The 16,942-nt window shown below is 42.4% G+C and carries 16 protein-coding genes; 14 read left to right on the forward strand and 2 right to left on the reverse strand.

What is annotated here, in order from left to right; translation table 11 throughout:
• Positions 1-14: 14 nt before the first annotated feature.
• The 14 genes from NW213_RS10240 (at position 15) to NW213_RS10305 (ending at position 15,213) form a co-directional block, all read left to right on the forward strand.
• Positions 15-1,652, forward strand: coding sequence for a hypothetical protein (locus NW213_RS10240; protein WP_258322706.1), 1,638 nt, complete (start codon positions 15-17; stop codon positions 1,650-1,652).
• A gap of 22 nt (positions 1,653-1,674) precedes the next feature.
• Positions 1,675-3,147: a toprim domain-containing protein gene (locus NW213_RS10245; RefSeq protein ID WP_258322707.1), complete on the forward strand. Its 1,473-nt coding sequence runs from the start codon at positions 1,675-1,677 to the stop codon at positions 3,145-3,147.
• 5 nt (positions 3,148-3,152) lie between these two features.
• Entirely contained in the window at positions 3,153-3,644 is a 492-nt protein-coding gene (locus NW213_RS10250; protein WP_005939442.1) for a PH domain-containing protein, read from the forward strand.
• Positions 3,625-4,380 carry a hypothetical protein gene (locus NW213_RS10255; RefSeq protein WP_258322708.1) on the forward strand — a complete coding sequence of 252 codons (756 nt, stop codon included), beginning with the start codon at positions 3,625-3,627 and terminating at the stop codon, positions 4,378-4,380. Before NW213_RS10250 ends, NW213_RS10255 begins: the two co-directional genes overlap by 20 nt.
• 20 nt (positions 4,381-4,400) lie before the next feature.
• Complete coding sequence (locus NW213_RS10260) at positions 4,401-5,102, forward strand: hypothetical protein (RefSeq protein WP_022162488.1); 702 nt, start codon at positions 4,401-4,403, stop codon at positions 5,100-5,102.
• Positions 5,103-5,156: 54 nt separating this feature from the next.
• Entirely contained in the window at positions 5,157-5,834 is a 678-nt protein-coding gene (locus NW213_RS10265) for a hypothetical protein (RefSeq protein ID WP_258322709.1), read from the forward strand.
• A 26-nt stretch (positions 5,835-5,860) separates the two neighbouring features.
• A complete protein-coding gene (locus tag NW213_RS10270) occupies positions 5,861-6,691 on the forward strand; it encodes a M23 family metallopeptidase (RefSeq protein ID WP_022162486.1) in 831 nt (276 codons plus the stop codon).
• 23 nt (positions 6,692-6,714) lie between these two features.
• Positions 6,715-6,996 (forward strand): hypothetical protein, encoded by a 282-nt coding sequence (locus NW213_RS10275; protein ID WP_018452583.1) that lies wholly within the window; start codon positions 6,715-6,717, stop codon positions 6,994-6,996.
• A gap of 38 nt (positions 6,997-7,034) precedes the next feature.
• Complete coding sequence (locus NW213_RS10280) at positions 7,035-8,423, forward strand: hypothetical protein (RefSeq protein ID WP_211451906.1); 1,389 nt, start codon at positions 7,035-7,037, stop codon at positions 8,421-8,423.
• Between the two features lie 27 nt (positions 8,424-8,450).
• Positions 8,451-10,886, forward strand: a complete 2,436-nt coding sequence (locus tag NW213_RS10285; protein WP_211451904.1) for a zincin-like metallopeptidase domain-containing protein — start codon at positions 8,451-8,453, stop codon at positions 10,884-10,886.
• A gap of 12 nt (positions 10,887-10,898) precedes the next feature.
• Positions 10,899-12,479, forward strand: a complete 1,581-nt coding sequence (locus NW213_RS10290) for a glucosaminidase domain-containing protein (RefSeq protein WP_211451903.1) — start codon at positions 10,899-10,901, stop codon at positions 12,477-12,479.
• A gap of 36 nt (positions 12,480-12,515) precedes the next feature.
• Positions 12,516-13,130 (forward strand): hypothetical protein, encoded by a 615-nt coding sequence (locus tag NW213_RS10295; protein ID WP_211451901.1) that lies wholly within the window; start codon positions 12,516-12,518, stop codon positions 13,128-13,130.
• A gap of 5 nt (positions 13,131-13,135) precedes the next feature.
• The gene (locus tag NW213_RS10300; RefSeq protein WP_375338136.1) at positions 13,136-14,641 is read left to right on the forward strand and encodes an ArdC family protein; all 1,506 of its coding nucleotides are present in this window, start codon (positions 13,136-13,138) and stop codon (positions 14,639-14,641) included.
• A 188-nt stretch (positions 14,642-14,829) separates the two neighbouring features.
• Positions 14,830-15,213 (forward strand): hypothetical protein, encoded by a 384-nt coding sequence (locus NW213_RS10305; RefSeq protein ID WP_175324244.1) that lies wholly within the window; start codon positions 14,830-14,832, stop codon positions 15,211-15,213.
• Between the two features lie 296 nt (positions 15,214-15,509).
• Here the strand turns inward: NW213_RS10305 and NW213_RS10310 are convergent, their stop codons facing one another.
• Together NW213_RS10310 and NW213_RS10315 are read right to left on the reverse strand one after the other, a co-directional pair.
• Positions 15,510-15,911: a hypothetical protein gene (locus NW213_RS10310; RefSeq protein WP_175324243.1), complete on the reverse strand. Its 402-nt coding sequence runs from the start codon at positions 15,909-15,911 to the stop codon at positions 15,510-15,512.
• A gap of 212 nt (positions 15,912-16,123) precedes the next feature.
• Entirely contained in the window at positions 16,124-16,939 is an 816-nt protein-coding gene (locus NW213_RS10315) for a hypothetical protein (RefSeq protein ID WP_175324242.1), read from the reverse strand.
• Positions 16,940-16,942 lie beyond the last annotated feature (3 nt).

The raw sequence follows: 16,942 nt of genomic DNA on the forward strand, positions 1-16,942 counted from the left end.
AAATCAATCACAATATGTCAATCAGATCAAATGCACTACCAGTAGGTAGAGATTTGTCACCTGAGCTGCAGGATATTCTCCGTCGCAACGGTATGCAAGCACATATCATCCGACAAGGAGAAAACTATCTTCTGGCTGTTCAAGGGCATGACTCACCTCTCCTAACCTATCATATCAGTGCCAGACAGATAAGAGACTTGGCAGATTGGGGTACAAACTCGGCTAGCAAAAAAGCCTATAACACCTTTGCTGATTTAGTGAAGAAAGACTTCTATATGCCGAGAGACTTTGTCCATGCCCGTAATGCCAACGGTCGTGTAGCCATGGGACTTCATGGCTACCGGATTGGTGTTGGCGAATACGGCAGACTGCCGTGGGACAGACAACGTGCCTTTATGATGATGGACCCGTTTCATGGACGATTCTTAGGATGGACACCACGCAATCAGGAAGGCTTCCACATGCGCCGTGTCGGTGGTGCCATGTTCCTGCAGGGAGCCCCTATGGTTCCGGAACGTCCCGATGGAAGAATCAAACCAGGTGAATTACTCAATGGAGGCTATGGCTTCTATTATAAAGGAGAACAGCAAAATGTGGCACAGCAGCCCTCACAGGATGTACTCGCAGGTTTGGAAGCTGTAATTCCACCTGTTGAAATACCTACCCGTCCACAGGAGCTGGCAAAAACGTACAAGGAACTTATCACCTCAGACGTATACTTCAGTAACGAAAAATGGCAGGAATGTCTGTCTTCTCATGGAGTCATTATTGATACCAACAGTAAGACTCTGACCATTCAGTCGACCGCCACACAACATGAACTTGTTTACGACCTGACGGATGAAGAAGTTACCCGGCTTACAGACAATTCCATCAAGAATGTACCTGTACAGAACCGTCTAGACATCATCAACAACGTCATCAAAAATGATTTTTCAGATAGATTGACGATAGACATGCTCAATTCCAATGAACAGATAGCCCTGAATCTTACTCCTGAAGTGGAAACAGAACTGAATGCCAGACAAGAAGTAGTGGCAGAACATGCGTTTCCTCTTACTCAGGGAAATGAATATGTCATTGCGGAGCAGGAAGACCGAAGCGTAGCCCATGTGGATGGCAACAGCCTTTATGACATAAACCAAGATAAAGGTTGGTTTCGGGAAGGAAGAAACGGACGTGAGGTACAGGTGGACGACATCAGAGTTGAGCCTGTACGAAACGAGCAAGGAGAAATCCAGCAAGACGAAAAAGGCAATGCTATGTTCCGTATGACCGCTGTTATCAATGGCGAAAGCATCAGTCACGAGATAAGCCAAAAGCAATATGAAAAGTTCATGGCCGTAGATGACTATCATCGCATGAAACTCTTCTCTAAAATCTTTGACGAAGTAGACATGAAGAATGCGCCGGGACATGGAAGGAATATAGGTGCCATGATTGGAGGTGCTCTACTTGCAGGTCTTACTGTTATGCGAGAACTCGGAAGAGACCATTATCCTCCAGCCGTGTTTGTTGAACATCATCATGCACCAGGGCCACATGTCTATTTCAAAGGAGGTGTGGACTCACCGCAGGATCTTGCTTCAAGAGCATTTGATGCCGGACTCAATGCAGCTGAGCATGGAGTCGGCTTAGGACATGGCAGATAATACTTAATCATCATAGAACACAATGAACGAAGAGCAGAAATTTGAAGACTATCGCAACCGTCTTAATATCAGAGACGTGTTGACGGATGCAGGTTATACGCTTCACAAGCGGGACGGCTTGCGCTATCCTGCCTATGTACGTCTGGATAATGATGGACGCAGAATCAGGGGTGACAAATTTATTGTCATGCCCAATAAGAACTGTTGTTTCCAACCTCCAACGATAAAACTGTATTCTGTCACATCCTTCATTTGGGAACATCCTAACCTCTTTCCTGAATACAATCAAGGAATGAAAGAGTCTGCTCTTGTTCACAAAGTCTGTCAACGGCTATTGAATATTCCTGTGGAGCAACGTAACCAGAATGTGCTTGCTCCTACCCGTGATGCAAAGCCTTTCAATATCAAAGATTATAAGATTGAGCGTTTTCATCCTGATGAAGCTGACTCTCAGAAACTTTTTTATGCTTTCTTCAAGTCAAGAGGAATCGATTTTGCTACACGTTGTGCTTTTCACCGTAACTTCTTTCTTGCTTCCAAGGCCGCAGACAATGGAGCAAGTTATAAGAACCTTTCTTTTCCCATGTATATACCGGGGCATCCTGAGAAATGTGTCGGTTTGGAAGAAAGAGGCTGTCCACGTAAGGATGGCTCTGCACGAAAAGGTATGGCAGCCGGTACAAATGCAAGTGAAGGTCTGTGGATGGCAAGTCCGAAAGACATGGAACTGAAAGATGCGAAAGATGTATATGTGTTTGAGAGTGCATACGATGCCATGGCATTCTACCAGTTGAGAATGAAGAAAGACTCCGGACTGGACTACAAAGCAAGACAGGAGCTGAAGTCAGCCGTATTTATCTCCACCGGAGGAAATCCCAGTTACGGGCAGATACAGGGAGTGGTCAAGGCTGCTCCCTATGCTACTTTCCATCTTGGCTTTGACAATGACCTGGCGGGAAAACAGTTCGTCTTCAACTTTGAATCCATCGTACAAAAGATGAATCCGTTGCACCCTGAATCAGTCTCATCGGACATGAAAGGCTTCATTGAAAGTTTCAAGGAAGGTATCACATCTACCAAAGAACTGCTTGATATTGACGATGACAGATATGTGGAACTCCCTGAAGGACTACAGAAGCTTTACCTCGCTTATGACACAGCAAGAAATGAGGCATGGGAATACCATTATTCTCCCTTTCTGTGTAAGGAAGACAAGCAGGAAGCGGCTGACAGGATGAACAAAGCCTATCAGGAGTTTAAACAGGCCCTGTTTCAAAAGCTCCATGTGCAGGACGGACAAGACCTGAATCCAATAGGAATAGTACGTGAACTGCCGTCTGAAGGCTATAAGGATTTTAATGATGAACTGTTGGAAAAGAAACAATACTCAATGACCGATGTCGTTGAGACAGCCTTTGACGAAAATGGTGTTTCTCTCACTGAAGAGAGAGAAGAAGAAAATGAAGAAACCAAAAAGAGCGGACTAAAACGATAAATGATATGACAGACTCAAACAGACGGTTCAGCATAATCACATTGCACCCTCACTGGGCGCAATACATTATCTCACAAGGCATGGCATTTCTTATCAGTTGTGCCCTGTTCTTGGCAGCCGGTCACGAAAGCATCACCTATAAGATGCCTTTTGTGGTACTCGGGGCAATCATGACGTGCATCATGCTCTACGGTTGTCTTTATCTACACAAACTGAGCTATATCATCACATCCGAACAACTGATTATCCAACATGGTGTACTTATCAGGAAGAGTGACTACATTGAACTCTACAGGGTGGTTGACTTCAGTGAAAACCGTGGTATCGTGGAACAGCTGTTCGGATTGAAGACTGTCTCGATTTTCAGCGGAGACCGTTCCAATCCCAAACTGGACATATTTGGAATCAAGGAGCGCATTGATGTTGTAGGAATTATCCGTGAACGAGTTGAGTATAACAAACAAAGGAAAGGTATCTATGAAATCACGAACAGATAATATATCGTCAGAAGCCAAGACTTCCAAAGGCATTGCTTACGACAGCAGATGGATGATTATCTCGGCCATTGCTTTGGCCTTGTTCCTATTCCGTCTTGAAGGTCGTGCCCAATTGGTTTCCAGCAATCCGATGGAATATGTGGCATTAGCTGAAGGTAATGAGCTTATCAACGGTCAAATCAAGAATCAGATTGAAGACCAGCAGAAGACGGCACTACTACAAAATACCATTGCGGCAGAGTTCACTCAGATAAAGCAATGGGAGAGAAAGTACAACAGCTACCTGAAAACCGTGTCTGGCTATGCCTCCACACTTAAAGCATGCAGTCATCTCTATGATGACGGTGTAAGGATATTCATCAGTCTTTGTGATTTGAAGAAAGCCATATCACAGAATCCACAAGGGATAATGGCCACAATGAGTATGAATAACCTTTATATCGAAACAGCGACTGAACTCATCACTGTATACAGCATCCTGAAAGATGCCGTAGCCAAAGGTGGAGCAAGCAATATGCTTACGGGTGCGGAACGCAGTAAGATTCTTTGGGAGTTGAATGACCGTCTGGCACAATTCAACAAAAGACTTTCACAGCTCTCCATCAGCATCCGTTATTACACAATGGCCGATGTATGGAACAGAGCCACTGCAGGAATGATAGACAGGAACACCGCTGAGATTGGCGGTCAAGCTTTGGACAGGTGGCATAGATGCGCACGAATAGTAACACCATAAAAGATTATCAGGATAACACAATGAAACGCTTATTGCTGTTTTTTGCCATGCTTATTTCTCTCACCCTCCCTTTTGAAGGGCTGGGTGGGAGTTTTCTCCGGGCTCAGGGCAACGACCCTGTTTTGGCCGGAATGATTCTGGCATACACAAATAAGGCAGAAAAAGAACTGAAGCAGCAGGAACAAATGATGCTTCTGGAATCTACAGGTCATCTGTGGATAAAGGAAGAAGTACAAGGAGTGACTGACCTGCAAAAGGAGTTCAACACTTATTTGGATAACTTTCATAGCATCATCAGTTATGCGGCACAGATATATGGATTCTATCATGAAATAGACCGACTCGTGAAACACCTGGGAACTTTTAATGACCAGATCCAGCACCAGACAGGAAATGCCCTGGCAGTAGCATTGTCTTCAAACAGGAATAAAATCTATAGAGAACTTATCATGAATAGTGTTGATATAGTCAATGACATCCGGCAACTGTGCCTCTCCGATACCAAGATGACAGAGAAGGAACGACTGGAAGTTCTCTTTTCCATCCGTCCGAAACTTAAACTCATGAATCAAAAGCTCAAAAGGCTTACGAGAGCTATTAAATATACTTCACTCTCTGACATATGGGCGGAGATAGACTACAATGGTAGAAGTGAGGTGGACAAGCCCAATATTGTACAGAAATGCAAGGAAAGATGGAAGAGGAACGCAAAGCCAAAGTAAGTATTCAGGTATAAAGATAATTCAGGATAACAATTTAACAATCAAACTTTAAGTATGGGTTGGGGAGCATTATTGAAAGCAGCAGTCAGCTTGGGAGGAAGAGCTATAAAAGCTGTAGCTAAATCGGCAGGGGGTGCAGTAGTACATCCACAGCAAACGCTAAAAGGATTAGGAAGTGCCACCAAGTCTGCGGCCATAGGTGGAAGCCTGGGCTACATCGGTTGGGAGAAACTGACTACAGACAAAAGCGTAGTGGGTATTGTCAGCGATGCTGTCATTGGCGAAGAAACGACACAAAAGATTGGAGATACGGTTTCGAATATCGGTGAAGGTATGAAAGAGGTGAAAGACTCTGTAACTGGTCTCACTGAAAATGTCAATGATGCCATCACCAGTGCAGACAGCAAATGGAGCGGTATGAGCAAGTTCCTACAAGGTGTTTTCTCTGGGAACGGTGGAAACATGATGGGGAACTTTTTCAGCAATATAGGTAAAGGGAATGTTTCCAGTCTGAGTCTCATCGGACTTGTAGTGGCTGCACTACTTGTTTTCGGAAGATTCGGATGGATGGGCAAGATAGCTGGAGCTGTGCTTGCCATGATGATGATAGGAAATAATGTAAATATGAACGAGGCACTTGCCAGTGAGAAGAAACGACCTGCTGCACAAAGTCAAGACGAAAGTCAACAGTCGGAGGTTGCGCAAGGCACTGGTGGCGGCAGACGGAGATGATAGTAAAATTTATAAACAGATATAATATGCAATATACACAGGAAATGATTCTTCGTTCGGACAGCGGATACTGTATGCCCTACGAAGAAAAAGGCCGTGACGTACAGATGAGTCTTGGCTACGGTAAACAGAAACATCCGCATACAGGGGAACCTTTTTTTCATCATGGTGTGGATTTCAAGGCCAACCATTATCTTCTTTCAGCAGTTGCAACAGGAAAGATCACTGGACTTGGGAATGATGCCGTACATGGTATCTATCAGGTGACACGCTATGGAGACTACGAGGTAAAATACGCACACCTCTCGAATGTTTTTGGCAACTACGGAAGTGAAGTCAAGGCCGGTCAGGTTATTGCCGTAAGTGGGGAAATACTCCACATGGAGGTCAAGTATAAAGGAGAAGAGCTTAATCCTCTGGAGTTCCTGACCATGATATACAGTAATTTGAAAGTCATGGAACAGAACGGACAACCTGGTGCAGTACCACAATTTGTGACACTGGATATGGATGTCAGAACCATGTATGACAAAGACAGCAAGGAGATAGAGAATCTGATGATGCGTTTTTTTCCGGACTACATGAAAGACATCAGTCTTGGAGCCTACACGTTGCCGGAACATACACAGTTCACTTTGAGAAATATTCTCTCACTGTCGGCTACAAAAAATTACTTCTATGAAACCATCCCTAGTATGGCCAATCCATTGGGTATGGGCGCACGAAGTATACCGATTGCAGAACGGGTACAGAATCTGCTTATCGGTGATTTCCTGAACTATCTTGCCCTGCGTCATCAGATATTCCTTTCCAGTTTAAGTGATCACGAAAAAAAAAAGCACAAGAACTTGCCATAGCAACCAGTGGACTTATTGATCCATTGGCAGAGCTCGATATTGATGTTCAAAGCTTCGATATTCCCCGTATGGTGAGCGTGTATCCGGATAAGTCCGGTATCAGATGGTGGACGAAAGCATGGTTCAATGGTAGTGAGAAAGGAGAAGCTGCGATAGAGATTGAACGTGAGCTGGCTATCAAGTTTATCAATGAAAACATTGAAAAGGATGAATGGCTGGAAGAATATTTCCCGAAACAGATGGAAGTATATCACAATGCCATAGAACAGACACGCGAGCAATTACTCAACCAGATAAATCTATAAAGGGCATATAAATTATCAATCATATAAAACAGCAACTCATGGCAGAGTCAGAACAAGATAGAATATTCAGGAAAAAGGTCATTCCAATCATGAACAAGGTCCGGAATGAACTGCAAGATAAGATGGCAGCAGAGCTTAAAGAGCACACCTCATCATTTGCAGGATTGATGGCCAGTGCCATTGGTCCTGATGGTGGAATGTCTGCCAGACAGACACAGATGCAGTCTTTGCGTTACACAGGTGAATGGAACTCGAAAACGGCTGAAGATTATATTGAAATGGTCAAGAAAGAACTTCAACGCCAGCACATCACCGTTGATTCCGCCATGGAGAAAAAGATGATAGACAAGATGATTCAGGATAAGATTCCACGCTCATCCATTGAATACATCTTAAAGAAGGCAGCAACTAACACCATCTTTTATCTCCCCCAGGAAGTTGCAAAATCACCATTAGAACATCATATGGATACAGAAGCCGAAAAGAGATACAACCCATCTGCGTGGGAAAAGAACACAGGTATAATTCTCGGATCCGTAACTGATCTCGCATGTATGGGTGGAGCCGGTGGCGGTTGGAAAACAGCGGCCACATGGGTCGGCGGTGACTTCCTGTTATCTAAATTCTCTGACAAACAGGAAGACCGTTCAGACATACCTTCAATAGTGCGCCCGGGATGCGAGGAACAATATAGACAAGACCAGGAGAAAATGAAAAAGCAGTCAGAAGAAAAGCCACAGACTAAGACTTCATCAGCAGAGACTGCACCGGAACAAGAAGAAGCGGTCGAAGAGGAACAACCAACAGAAGAACAGACCTCCCCGAAGCCGGAACAGACCAATATGGACGGATGGCAAGGGTTGCTGACCTCTTTCGGACTCAATGGCATTAGCGACATTGGACACAATATCGGATATGTACTGGCCATGCTACCTGACATGCTTGTAGGACTCTTCACGGGAAAAACAAAGTCAATCAATCTGAAGGACAATATGATGCCTATTGCCAGTATCGTTACAGGCATGTTTGTCAAGAATCCAATCCTGAAAATGATACTTATCGGTATGGGAGGACTCAATCTGCTGAACAAGGCCGGGCATGAGACTTTGGATGATTTCAAAGCACATCAGCACCCTGAAGCAGGAAACAGCCCAGTGAATTATCGGGTTTATCCTGATGAACCGCTCAATCCCCGGATTGTCAATCCTCAGATTAGGTCCAACTGTCTGATTGCTACAATAGACAAGGTTCCTTGCAGCATCACTTTGCCGGATAAAGTTGTGGATGCTTATCAGCAGGGAGCTTTACCTCTCAACACACTTGCAAATGCAATACTGGCCAAGAATGACCAGATGCGTAAGATTGTTTCTGAAAACTACGAAGCAAGCGAACGGCAAACAGTAGCAAGACCACTTGCACAAAGATAAAAGGATAACAATATAATAATCAGACTTATGGAAGAGAAGAACCAACAAGAGAAAATGGCAATAGTACGTCAGGTTGAGCTGTTTGAGAATGCTTTCAATAAAGCCAAAGAAAATGGAGGAATGTGGCTTGACAACGATGGTCGCAAAGCACCGAAACTATATCTGAAGCCTTTGCAGATTTCTGCTTTCAATGCTATCATATTGGGAATGCACAGCGACCAGAATGGATACAAAACAAATCAATATACGCTTTTTTCTGAAGCAAAGAAACGCGGTGAATCTGTCCAGACCAAAGAAAAGGGAGTACCTTTTCTCTGGTATAATTGGAATGAGTATGTAAACAAACATAATCCTGAAGAGAAAATCAGTCGCTCAGACTATCAAGCACTGCCAGCTGACAAGCAAGAGGATTATAAAGGAATCAGAAACCGTGAAGTCCGCTCACTTTTCAATATCGAGCAGACCACACTCCCTATGGTTGATAAAACAACATTTGATACAGTAGTAAAAAAGACCGGTCCTCTGAAAGACCGTACAGATATAGAGTCAGCTTCGAATGAAATCCGTCAGGGTGTCGAAAATCTTCTGGAACAGTCACGAAAAAATTTGGTTGATATACGCACTGATACTACAGGTGTAGCGCATTACGACAGCAAGAAGGATATTGTCTTCCTGCCACCTGCTTCATCTTATGAATATTATGAAGACTATGCCCGTGATGCAGTATCCATGCTTATATCTGCAACAGGACACCAACAGAGGCTCGCCCGTGAAGGAATGGTAGTCAAGAACGACAAGATTTCAGAGGATGCCGTGAAGCAGGAAAGGCTGGTTGTGGAAGTAGCTTCAGCTGTTAAGCTGCAGGAGTTGGGTATCTCAGCTAAACTCTCTCCGGACAGCATGAAGATGACCGATTATTGGATCAGAGAGCTGAAAGAAGACCCGCATCTGCCAGATATTCTGGAGAGAGACGTAAACAACGCTATAGATATGGTTCATAAGGCTGAACGTGGTGAGAAAGTAGAACTCAACAACAGAGTCCTACAGAAACAGATAGCAGATATTAAGCACATTCTTCCAAAACACTATTATGTAGCCGATGAAATCAAGACGTTGCCCAATATTGATACTAAAGAGTTCGTGGTTATAAAAGAACCTGAACAGAAAATGGCTGATGTGGTTCTCCCATCTGGAGCTTCATTAGGAGTCGAGAATGAGATTCCTGGAATGAACAAAGGCCGTATCGAACATGCACTTCAAAAAGAGGGATATGAAACGGTTACATTCTACAACGTAGATGGTTCTATGGGGTATCGTCCCGATGACAGTTTCTTTGACGGCAAGGAAGTTTCCGTGAACCGCATGAACAAGTGGAATCTGGAGACCCTTACATTACTTGATGTGTCCGATGCCGTCAAACGCTCCGGTGCCATAGACTTTGAAAAGATACTCATGTTGCGTAATGACGAAGGGAAATGGGCACTTTATCTGAAGCCCGAAAATGAAAAGAGCTTCAGCGTTTACCCCGAGAAGGCAGATCTTAACCTTTTCTTTACCACTGTAAAGCAAGGTGACGAAGAAACTTCAGAAAAAGTACGTCAGGATATGGCCCAAAAATACTATATGGCCGCCCAGAACAGTCCGGACATTAAGATTGACCTCTTCAAAAGTGATGCAACAGCAGAAGAACTCGCAAGGATAGACCGTGTGAATATATTCAAGACCAAAGGTACTGAGAGTACTCCCAGTGTGATATTATGTATGCCCACAGTCAACGGTGAGAAATTGACAGCCCGTGAAGTAAGTCCACAGCAATGGCAACGTATGTGGCTGGCAGAAGATATGCAAGATTACAAGAAACATCTTGCAGCAAGTCTTTTTGCCGATGTGCTCCGTAAGGACCGTACAGATGCTGTTGCAGTAGGTACGGATAAATCAGAACAGGAGACTCAGTCAAAAAATCCAAATCAGCAAACGGAAGTATATGAGGAACAGACCGAAGAGAAGAGCAGACAGAGTGAATCTCATGGGCCATCCGAATCTAAGGGCAATAAGAGCAAGGATGAAAGTCCTAAGACTGAAACAAAAGTAACCGCTGAGCTCTCTCCGATGCTGAAGCAATTCTATGAATTAAAATCGAAGCATCCTGATGCAATTTTGCTCTTCAGATGTGGAGACTTCTATGAAACTTACAGCAACGATGCAGAGAAAGCAGCCAAAATACTTGGAATCACGCTCAGCAAAAGCAATCACACAAAAGATGCTGAAGGAAAACCTCTTATGATAGCAGGGTTTCCTCACCATGCGCTCGATGTTTACCTTCCTAAACTGATCCGTGCCGGTGAGCGAATTGCCATCTGTGACCAATTGGAAACTCCCAGGCAAGAAAAAGACGTTACTGAAAAACAGAAAAATGAACCCGACAATCAGGAAGAGAGCAAGGTTTCAAGAATGCACAGATAACATGTAACCGCAATGTCAAAGAATCAAGAATATATCCAACAATATGCAGAGTATGCCATGGAACAGATGCGCAGATATGGCATACCTGCCTCTGTCACGCTTGCACAGGGTATCTGCGAAAGTGCCAGTGGCCAGAGTGAACTGTCCCGTAAGGGAAACAACCATTTTGGGATCAAAGCCACCTCCAGCTGGATTGAGAATGGAGGCAAATATCTTGTATATACCGATGACCGTCCAAACGAAAAGTTTTGCCAGTATGCGAATGTTGGAGATTCCTATGAGCATCATTCTCAGTTCCTGAAAAGGAACGGAAGATACGCCGAGCTGTTCCAACTCTCTCCTGATGACTACAAAGGATGGACAAACGGATTACAGGATGCAGGATATGCGTCAAGCAAACAATACGCAGCAACCCTTCAGAATATTATCGAGAAGAACGGATTGCAAAAATATGACCAGATGGTAATGCAGGAGATGAAAGCAGAGGGTAAATCCTTTGGAACAACTGATAATCCCCGTCAAGCCACATCAGATGATGTTTCCGTGCAGGATACTGAAGAAAAGAAATATTCCTTCCCGTTAAAAAGAGATGAATTTATACTGGTTACTTCTCCCTTTGGTACAAGAAAGGATCCTTTGGACGCAAGTAAGTCCCAGTTGCATAAAGGGATTGACATTCAGACAAATCATGAGGCAGTCCTTGCAACAGAAGATAAAGGAAAAGTTGTCAACGTGAACAGCAATGCTAATACAAACGGAGGACGGTCTGTTACAGTTGAGTACAACAGAAACGATGGCAGCATATATCAATGTACCTACATGCATCTGGACAGTATATCCGTCAAGGTCGGTGATGAAGTTGCTGCCGGACAGAAGCTTGGCATTTCAGGAAACACTGGGTATCGGACTACTGGTGAACATCTTCATTTTGGAGTTAAATCCATATCCACAGATGGAACAAAAAGAGATATTGACCCGGCTGCATATCTTGCTGAGATTTCACAAAAAGGGAACATCTCACTACAGGTTCTCAGTAACGGAAAAGATCTGACTGCGCAATACAAGAGTGCGAGTAAATCCGATGCCAATGTGCAGCCAGATACAGCCATGAGTCCGGATGAGTGGATGAAGAAAATTCTGTCCTCTGAAGACAGTGGGGTGAATATGCCTATAGCTGATCCTGTAATAGAGATGGCCATGACTATGTTCACCTCACTCATGGCTCTTGCCCTCCAGATAGACAAGTCAAGTGAGGAGGAAAAGATGCAGAAGGCCACTGATGCAGCTGTCAGTAAAAGCATAGACCTTACTCCTATCCTCCCATTCTATAAGACCTGCACCATAAGCCTGCATGATGGTAAACCCAATCTGTATGCAGACAATGGAGTTGTACAACTCAACAGAGAACTGAGTAATGCAGAAATAAACAAGATCCAACAGACACTTGGCAGTACCATGATGAACGATGATGAGAAACGACGTAGCATCGCCTCTGTTATTAACTCTGCCGTGGTCACGCTGCAGATGTCACAAAACTATCAGAACAATCTGGAGAACCAACAAGGCAGACAGGAGTCTGTACAGTTGAAATAATTTGCTTTTTAAGTATAACAATCAATTCGTTTTATTATGATTAAATGTAATGTAACCGTGTGTGGCACCGTTTCCCGCCAGGCACAAATGCGTGCTAACAAAGAAGGTACGCAGTTCGCATCATTCGGTATTAATATAGTTATTCCGGCAAAATCAGGAATTAACAAGACAGTTGAAATCAGTGTGGCCAAGACCTGCAACAGCCTATCTGAGTTACCACCAATTCAAGTTGGGACTCACATTGAAGTAGCCGGTATTCTAATGTTTCACAAAAAGGGAGAAGCATTATACCTTAACCTGTCTGCAACTGGCATTAACACATTCAATGCAAGCAATAACGACGGCATTAACGGTACAATGGAGTTCAGAGGTACTTTAGGCAAACAAATTGAGGACAAGACAACTAAAAGTGGTAAGTCCTTTACGGTGTTTTCCGCTTATAGTAGCGAAAAGGATGGAGATAATTACACCTATACTTGGGTACGCTTTATGCAATTCGACAAAAGAAAAGAAGCATGGATGCAACCCAAAGCCGGAATCAATGCTAAGGGGGAATTGGAATTAGGTGTGTACAATAACAGACTTGACCTTACATGCCGCATAAGCGAATGCTCTCTTTGGGAGAAAAGCTCTAACTCTTACCAACACTAATGACTATGACAGGTAAAAAGATTTATAATTCAGATGGCCGTAGCAGTGAAGATAAGGCCTTGGATAAATTCGCAGAGATGATGATTGAGAAAATCAAGACTTTGCAGAATGACTGGAAGAAGCCTTGGTTTACAGATAAATCCATCTCCTGGCCGAGAAATCTTTCTGGCCGCGAATACAATGGAATGAATGCACTCTTACTCATGATGCACTGTGAGAAACAGGGATATAAACTGCCTGTATTCTGTACTTTTGACCGTGTGGCCGGTCTGAACTACACCAAAGACAAACAGGGAGTACGTCAGCCGATAAAAGATAATAATGGTCAGGAACTACCAAAGGTCTCCATCCTGAAAGGAGAAAAGAGTTTCCCGGTGTTCATCACGACATTCACTGTTGTCGATAAAGAGACAAAAGAGAAAATTAAATACGATGAGTATAAACAGCTAAGTGAGGAGGAAAAGAAAGGCTACAACGTCTATCCGAAGCTTCAGGTATATAACGTGTTCAATGTGGCCCAGACCAATCTTCAGGAAGCTCGTCCTGATTTATATAAGAAACTTGCTGATGCAGGAAAACAGATAAGTCCACAATCTGAAGGTAAAGAATTTTCCTTTGCTCCTATCGACCGGATAATAAAGGATAACGAATGGATCTGCCCTATCAAGCCTACTTACGGAGACAGTGCCTACTACAGCATTTCGAAGAATGAGATTGTCGTTCCTGAGAAAAAGCAGTTCAAGGATGGTGAGTCATTCTATACCAACCTGGGGCATGAAATGGCCCATTCCACAGGAGCAGAAAATCAGTTGGGAAGACTACAGCCGACATCCTTTGGTAGTAAGGAATATGCCCGGGAAGAGCTTGTGGCCGAGCTAAGTGCAGCCCTCGTTGCACAACGCTATGGTATGACCAAGCATCTGAAAGAAGACAGTGCCAGCTACCTCAAAAGCTGGCTTGACAGCTTGAATGAATCTCCGGAATTCATCAAAACTACACTGACAGATGTGAAAAAGGCATCAAGTATGATTACAAAATGTATTGATGCCATGCAACAGAAAATTGACCAGGAACAAAACATAGAAGTAGTCCAAAGTAATAGCCAAGAGCCTGTGTACTATGCTTCTATAGCCTACCTTCAAATGGGTGAAGACACAGACAGACTTGACAAGCTACAAGAAAAGGGCGATTATGAGGCACTATTGAAGGAAGCCATTGAGTACGATGCCGGTGATGCCATAGACATGTCCAACACTTACCTGTCTCCTACAAAATACCGTGGAGATGACCTGTTGGTGGAGAACGAACACTATGCCGTGGTATATAACCCGTCTGTTGGAGGAACCTATGATGTGATGCGTAAAGTCACTGCTGAAGAAGTCAGACAGAACATCACCCGTTACGGATTGCCTGATAACGCCACTGCTGATGTCAAGTCCATTGCTGAAAAACAGGAACAGAAAATGGAAACTGTCGCACAAGAAGAGACTCACTTTCATCGAGGAAGATAATGGAATATTCTTATGAGATTGGGAATAGTGATGAATTTATTTCAGAACTCATGTTATTAATTGCTGAAAAACACCTACCTTTGTTCTATCAATAATAGACGTTATATAGAATAAGGTTTAGGGTACTGATAACCAATAGCCCTATTCCTTATTCTTTATAAGTTCTGATGATAACTAAAAATATACAAATGAAAGCAACCATAATAGAAATAGAAAGCCAACGACTTAGTGATTTTTGTTACTATCACGGTGGAATTCGTGTCGCTGACGAATGGCTTGATGCTGAAGGAAAGACGTTAAGATTTCTAACACAAGATAAGAAGCACTCTTCGTATGAATACTATTCCTATGTTTATATATCAAAGGAAATAGGAAGGTCTCGCCCATTTGATTTTATGTTCGGAAATAATGAAAGTACAGTAGCTACATGTAAAGATGAAGAGGGAGATGAGTGCTTTATATTATGCAAACATCCCAAATTGGGACAAGTAGTTGAATTTGAAAAAGAAGGCTTTTACCCCTATGACAACAATCCTGAGCCCAATCGTTGGGGTAGAAATTATGATGACTGAAATTTTTATAACCCCCAATCATAATAACCGATTTGGGGATTATAAATCTATAGTCTCTTTATAGTAATAAATTCAGGCGCTGAAGAATAGCTCCTGACTGCCTAATTTAATAAGGCAACATAATGTATCTTTCCCTCTCGTATTTTCAAAAATAAATCCACTTGTATTAGGCTTCGTCATTCGAAGTTCTAAGACAAGTAGATAAATTTGTATATAGGTGATTTTCTACCTGTTACGTATTCTCTATGGAAACAGGTAGTTCTTTTACTAAATATTACCTTATATGGTAAGAGTTTTTACTTATCCATAATTTCTACAATCGGAACAGTTTTCTCCATTTCACTACGCGAGATGTATTTGTAAGTACCTACTTGCATTACACGTTTGTCTGATGGAACATCTATTTTTTGATTATCATAATATGAAATTTCTTTATCAGCAAGGAATAAAACAATCATTCCTATATTAGAAATATCTTCTACCGTTGCCAATGCACTCCCATCTGGAAGTACTTGCATAATCTCAAAGGAATGGACATTAATTTCTTGCTGTGGCTTTTCAAACATAACGACATTATTGTCAGATGGCGTTCCGTTTGTATTTCCTAATGCTACAAAGAAAAAAAATGCAAAAGTAAGAATGATACCCGTTATGATACCACCTAAATAGATTAAAATAGATTTTTTACGTGAGTTCATAAATATTTTAGATTTTAGTTGTTTTGGTTCTTTTTAATTTACCGGAAAATAGGAACAATAAAAGGATTTTCTTTTGGTCATTCATATCAAGATAAGCAAAACGTCGTTGTATTTCGGATACGTGCATCAACTAATTTGCCTTTCTCACGTTTGACAAACCATTTAATGAGTTTAGCTATAGGACGATTGTGCATACAATTACAGCTTACTATTTAACGAATGAAATGCAAAGCAACAATAATAATGATACCAGCAATAATAATCCAACGATTGATGTTAATTGCTTTCGTCGTAGCTTCAGAAGAAGTCGCTAATTCATTTTGCAAATTCTTAGTCTCGTTAATTATATTATCAGTTGAACTTTTAATGGTATTGCATGAAGTCTGTATACAATTAATTATATTGGTAATTGCATCAACTTTTGTTTCAATAGATTTTATCTTTGGAGAAATATCATCTATTAACTTTTTCAGCTCCTGATTCCATTGATTCAACTTCGTAGTAATGCTATCAGCATGTTCCTTAATATTTGAGGGAAGGTCATCAACATTTTGACTGATTGATGCAATGGCATTATCTTGCCCCTTTTGAGATTCTTTCAAATCTTTGGAAATGTCAAAAAGAAACTTTTTAATGGTTTGAATCTCTTTTGTGGTTGATTTTATCTCTTCACGAAGAGCGCTAAGTTCTTCGACCCTTTCAGATAGCAAGTTATTCTGCTCGGTAAATTCTTGCAAAGAAGCATCGACTGAAGATGTGAAACTAGACGTAATATTCTCGCAAGCAGAGGTCATTTTACCCACTGACTTCTGCACTTCTTCTGAAATTCCAACCTGTGCTCCTTCTAATTGTTTCTCCCACTCTTTGATTTCTTTAACAAGAGAATTGATTGAAGCGACATAACCAGCAACGGCATTTTGCAGTCCTTCACTTGCTTGAACAGTGTTTTCAACTTGTTTTCTTGCAGAATCAAGTTGCTTTAGGTTCTGTTCTAACCTTTCCAAAGTAGCGTTAATATCGTATGTCATTTT

This window comes from Bacteroides sp. ET336 (assembly GCF_024733815.1).
GTDB lineage: Bacteria > Bacteroidota > Bacteroidia > Bacteroidales > Bacteroidaceae > Phocaeicola > Phocaeicola cellulolyticus.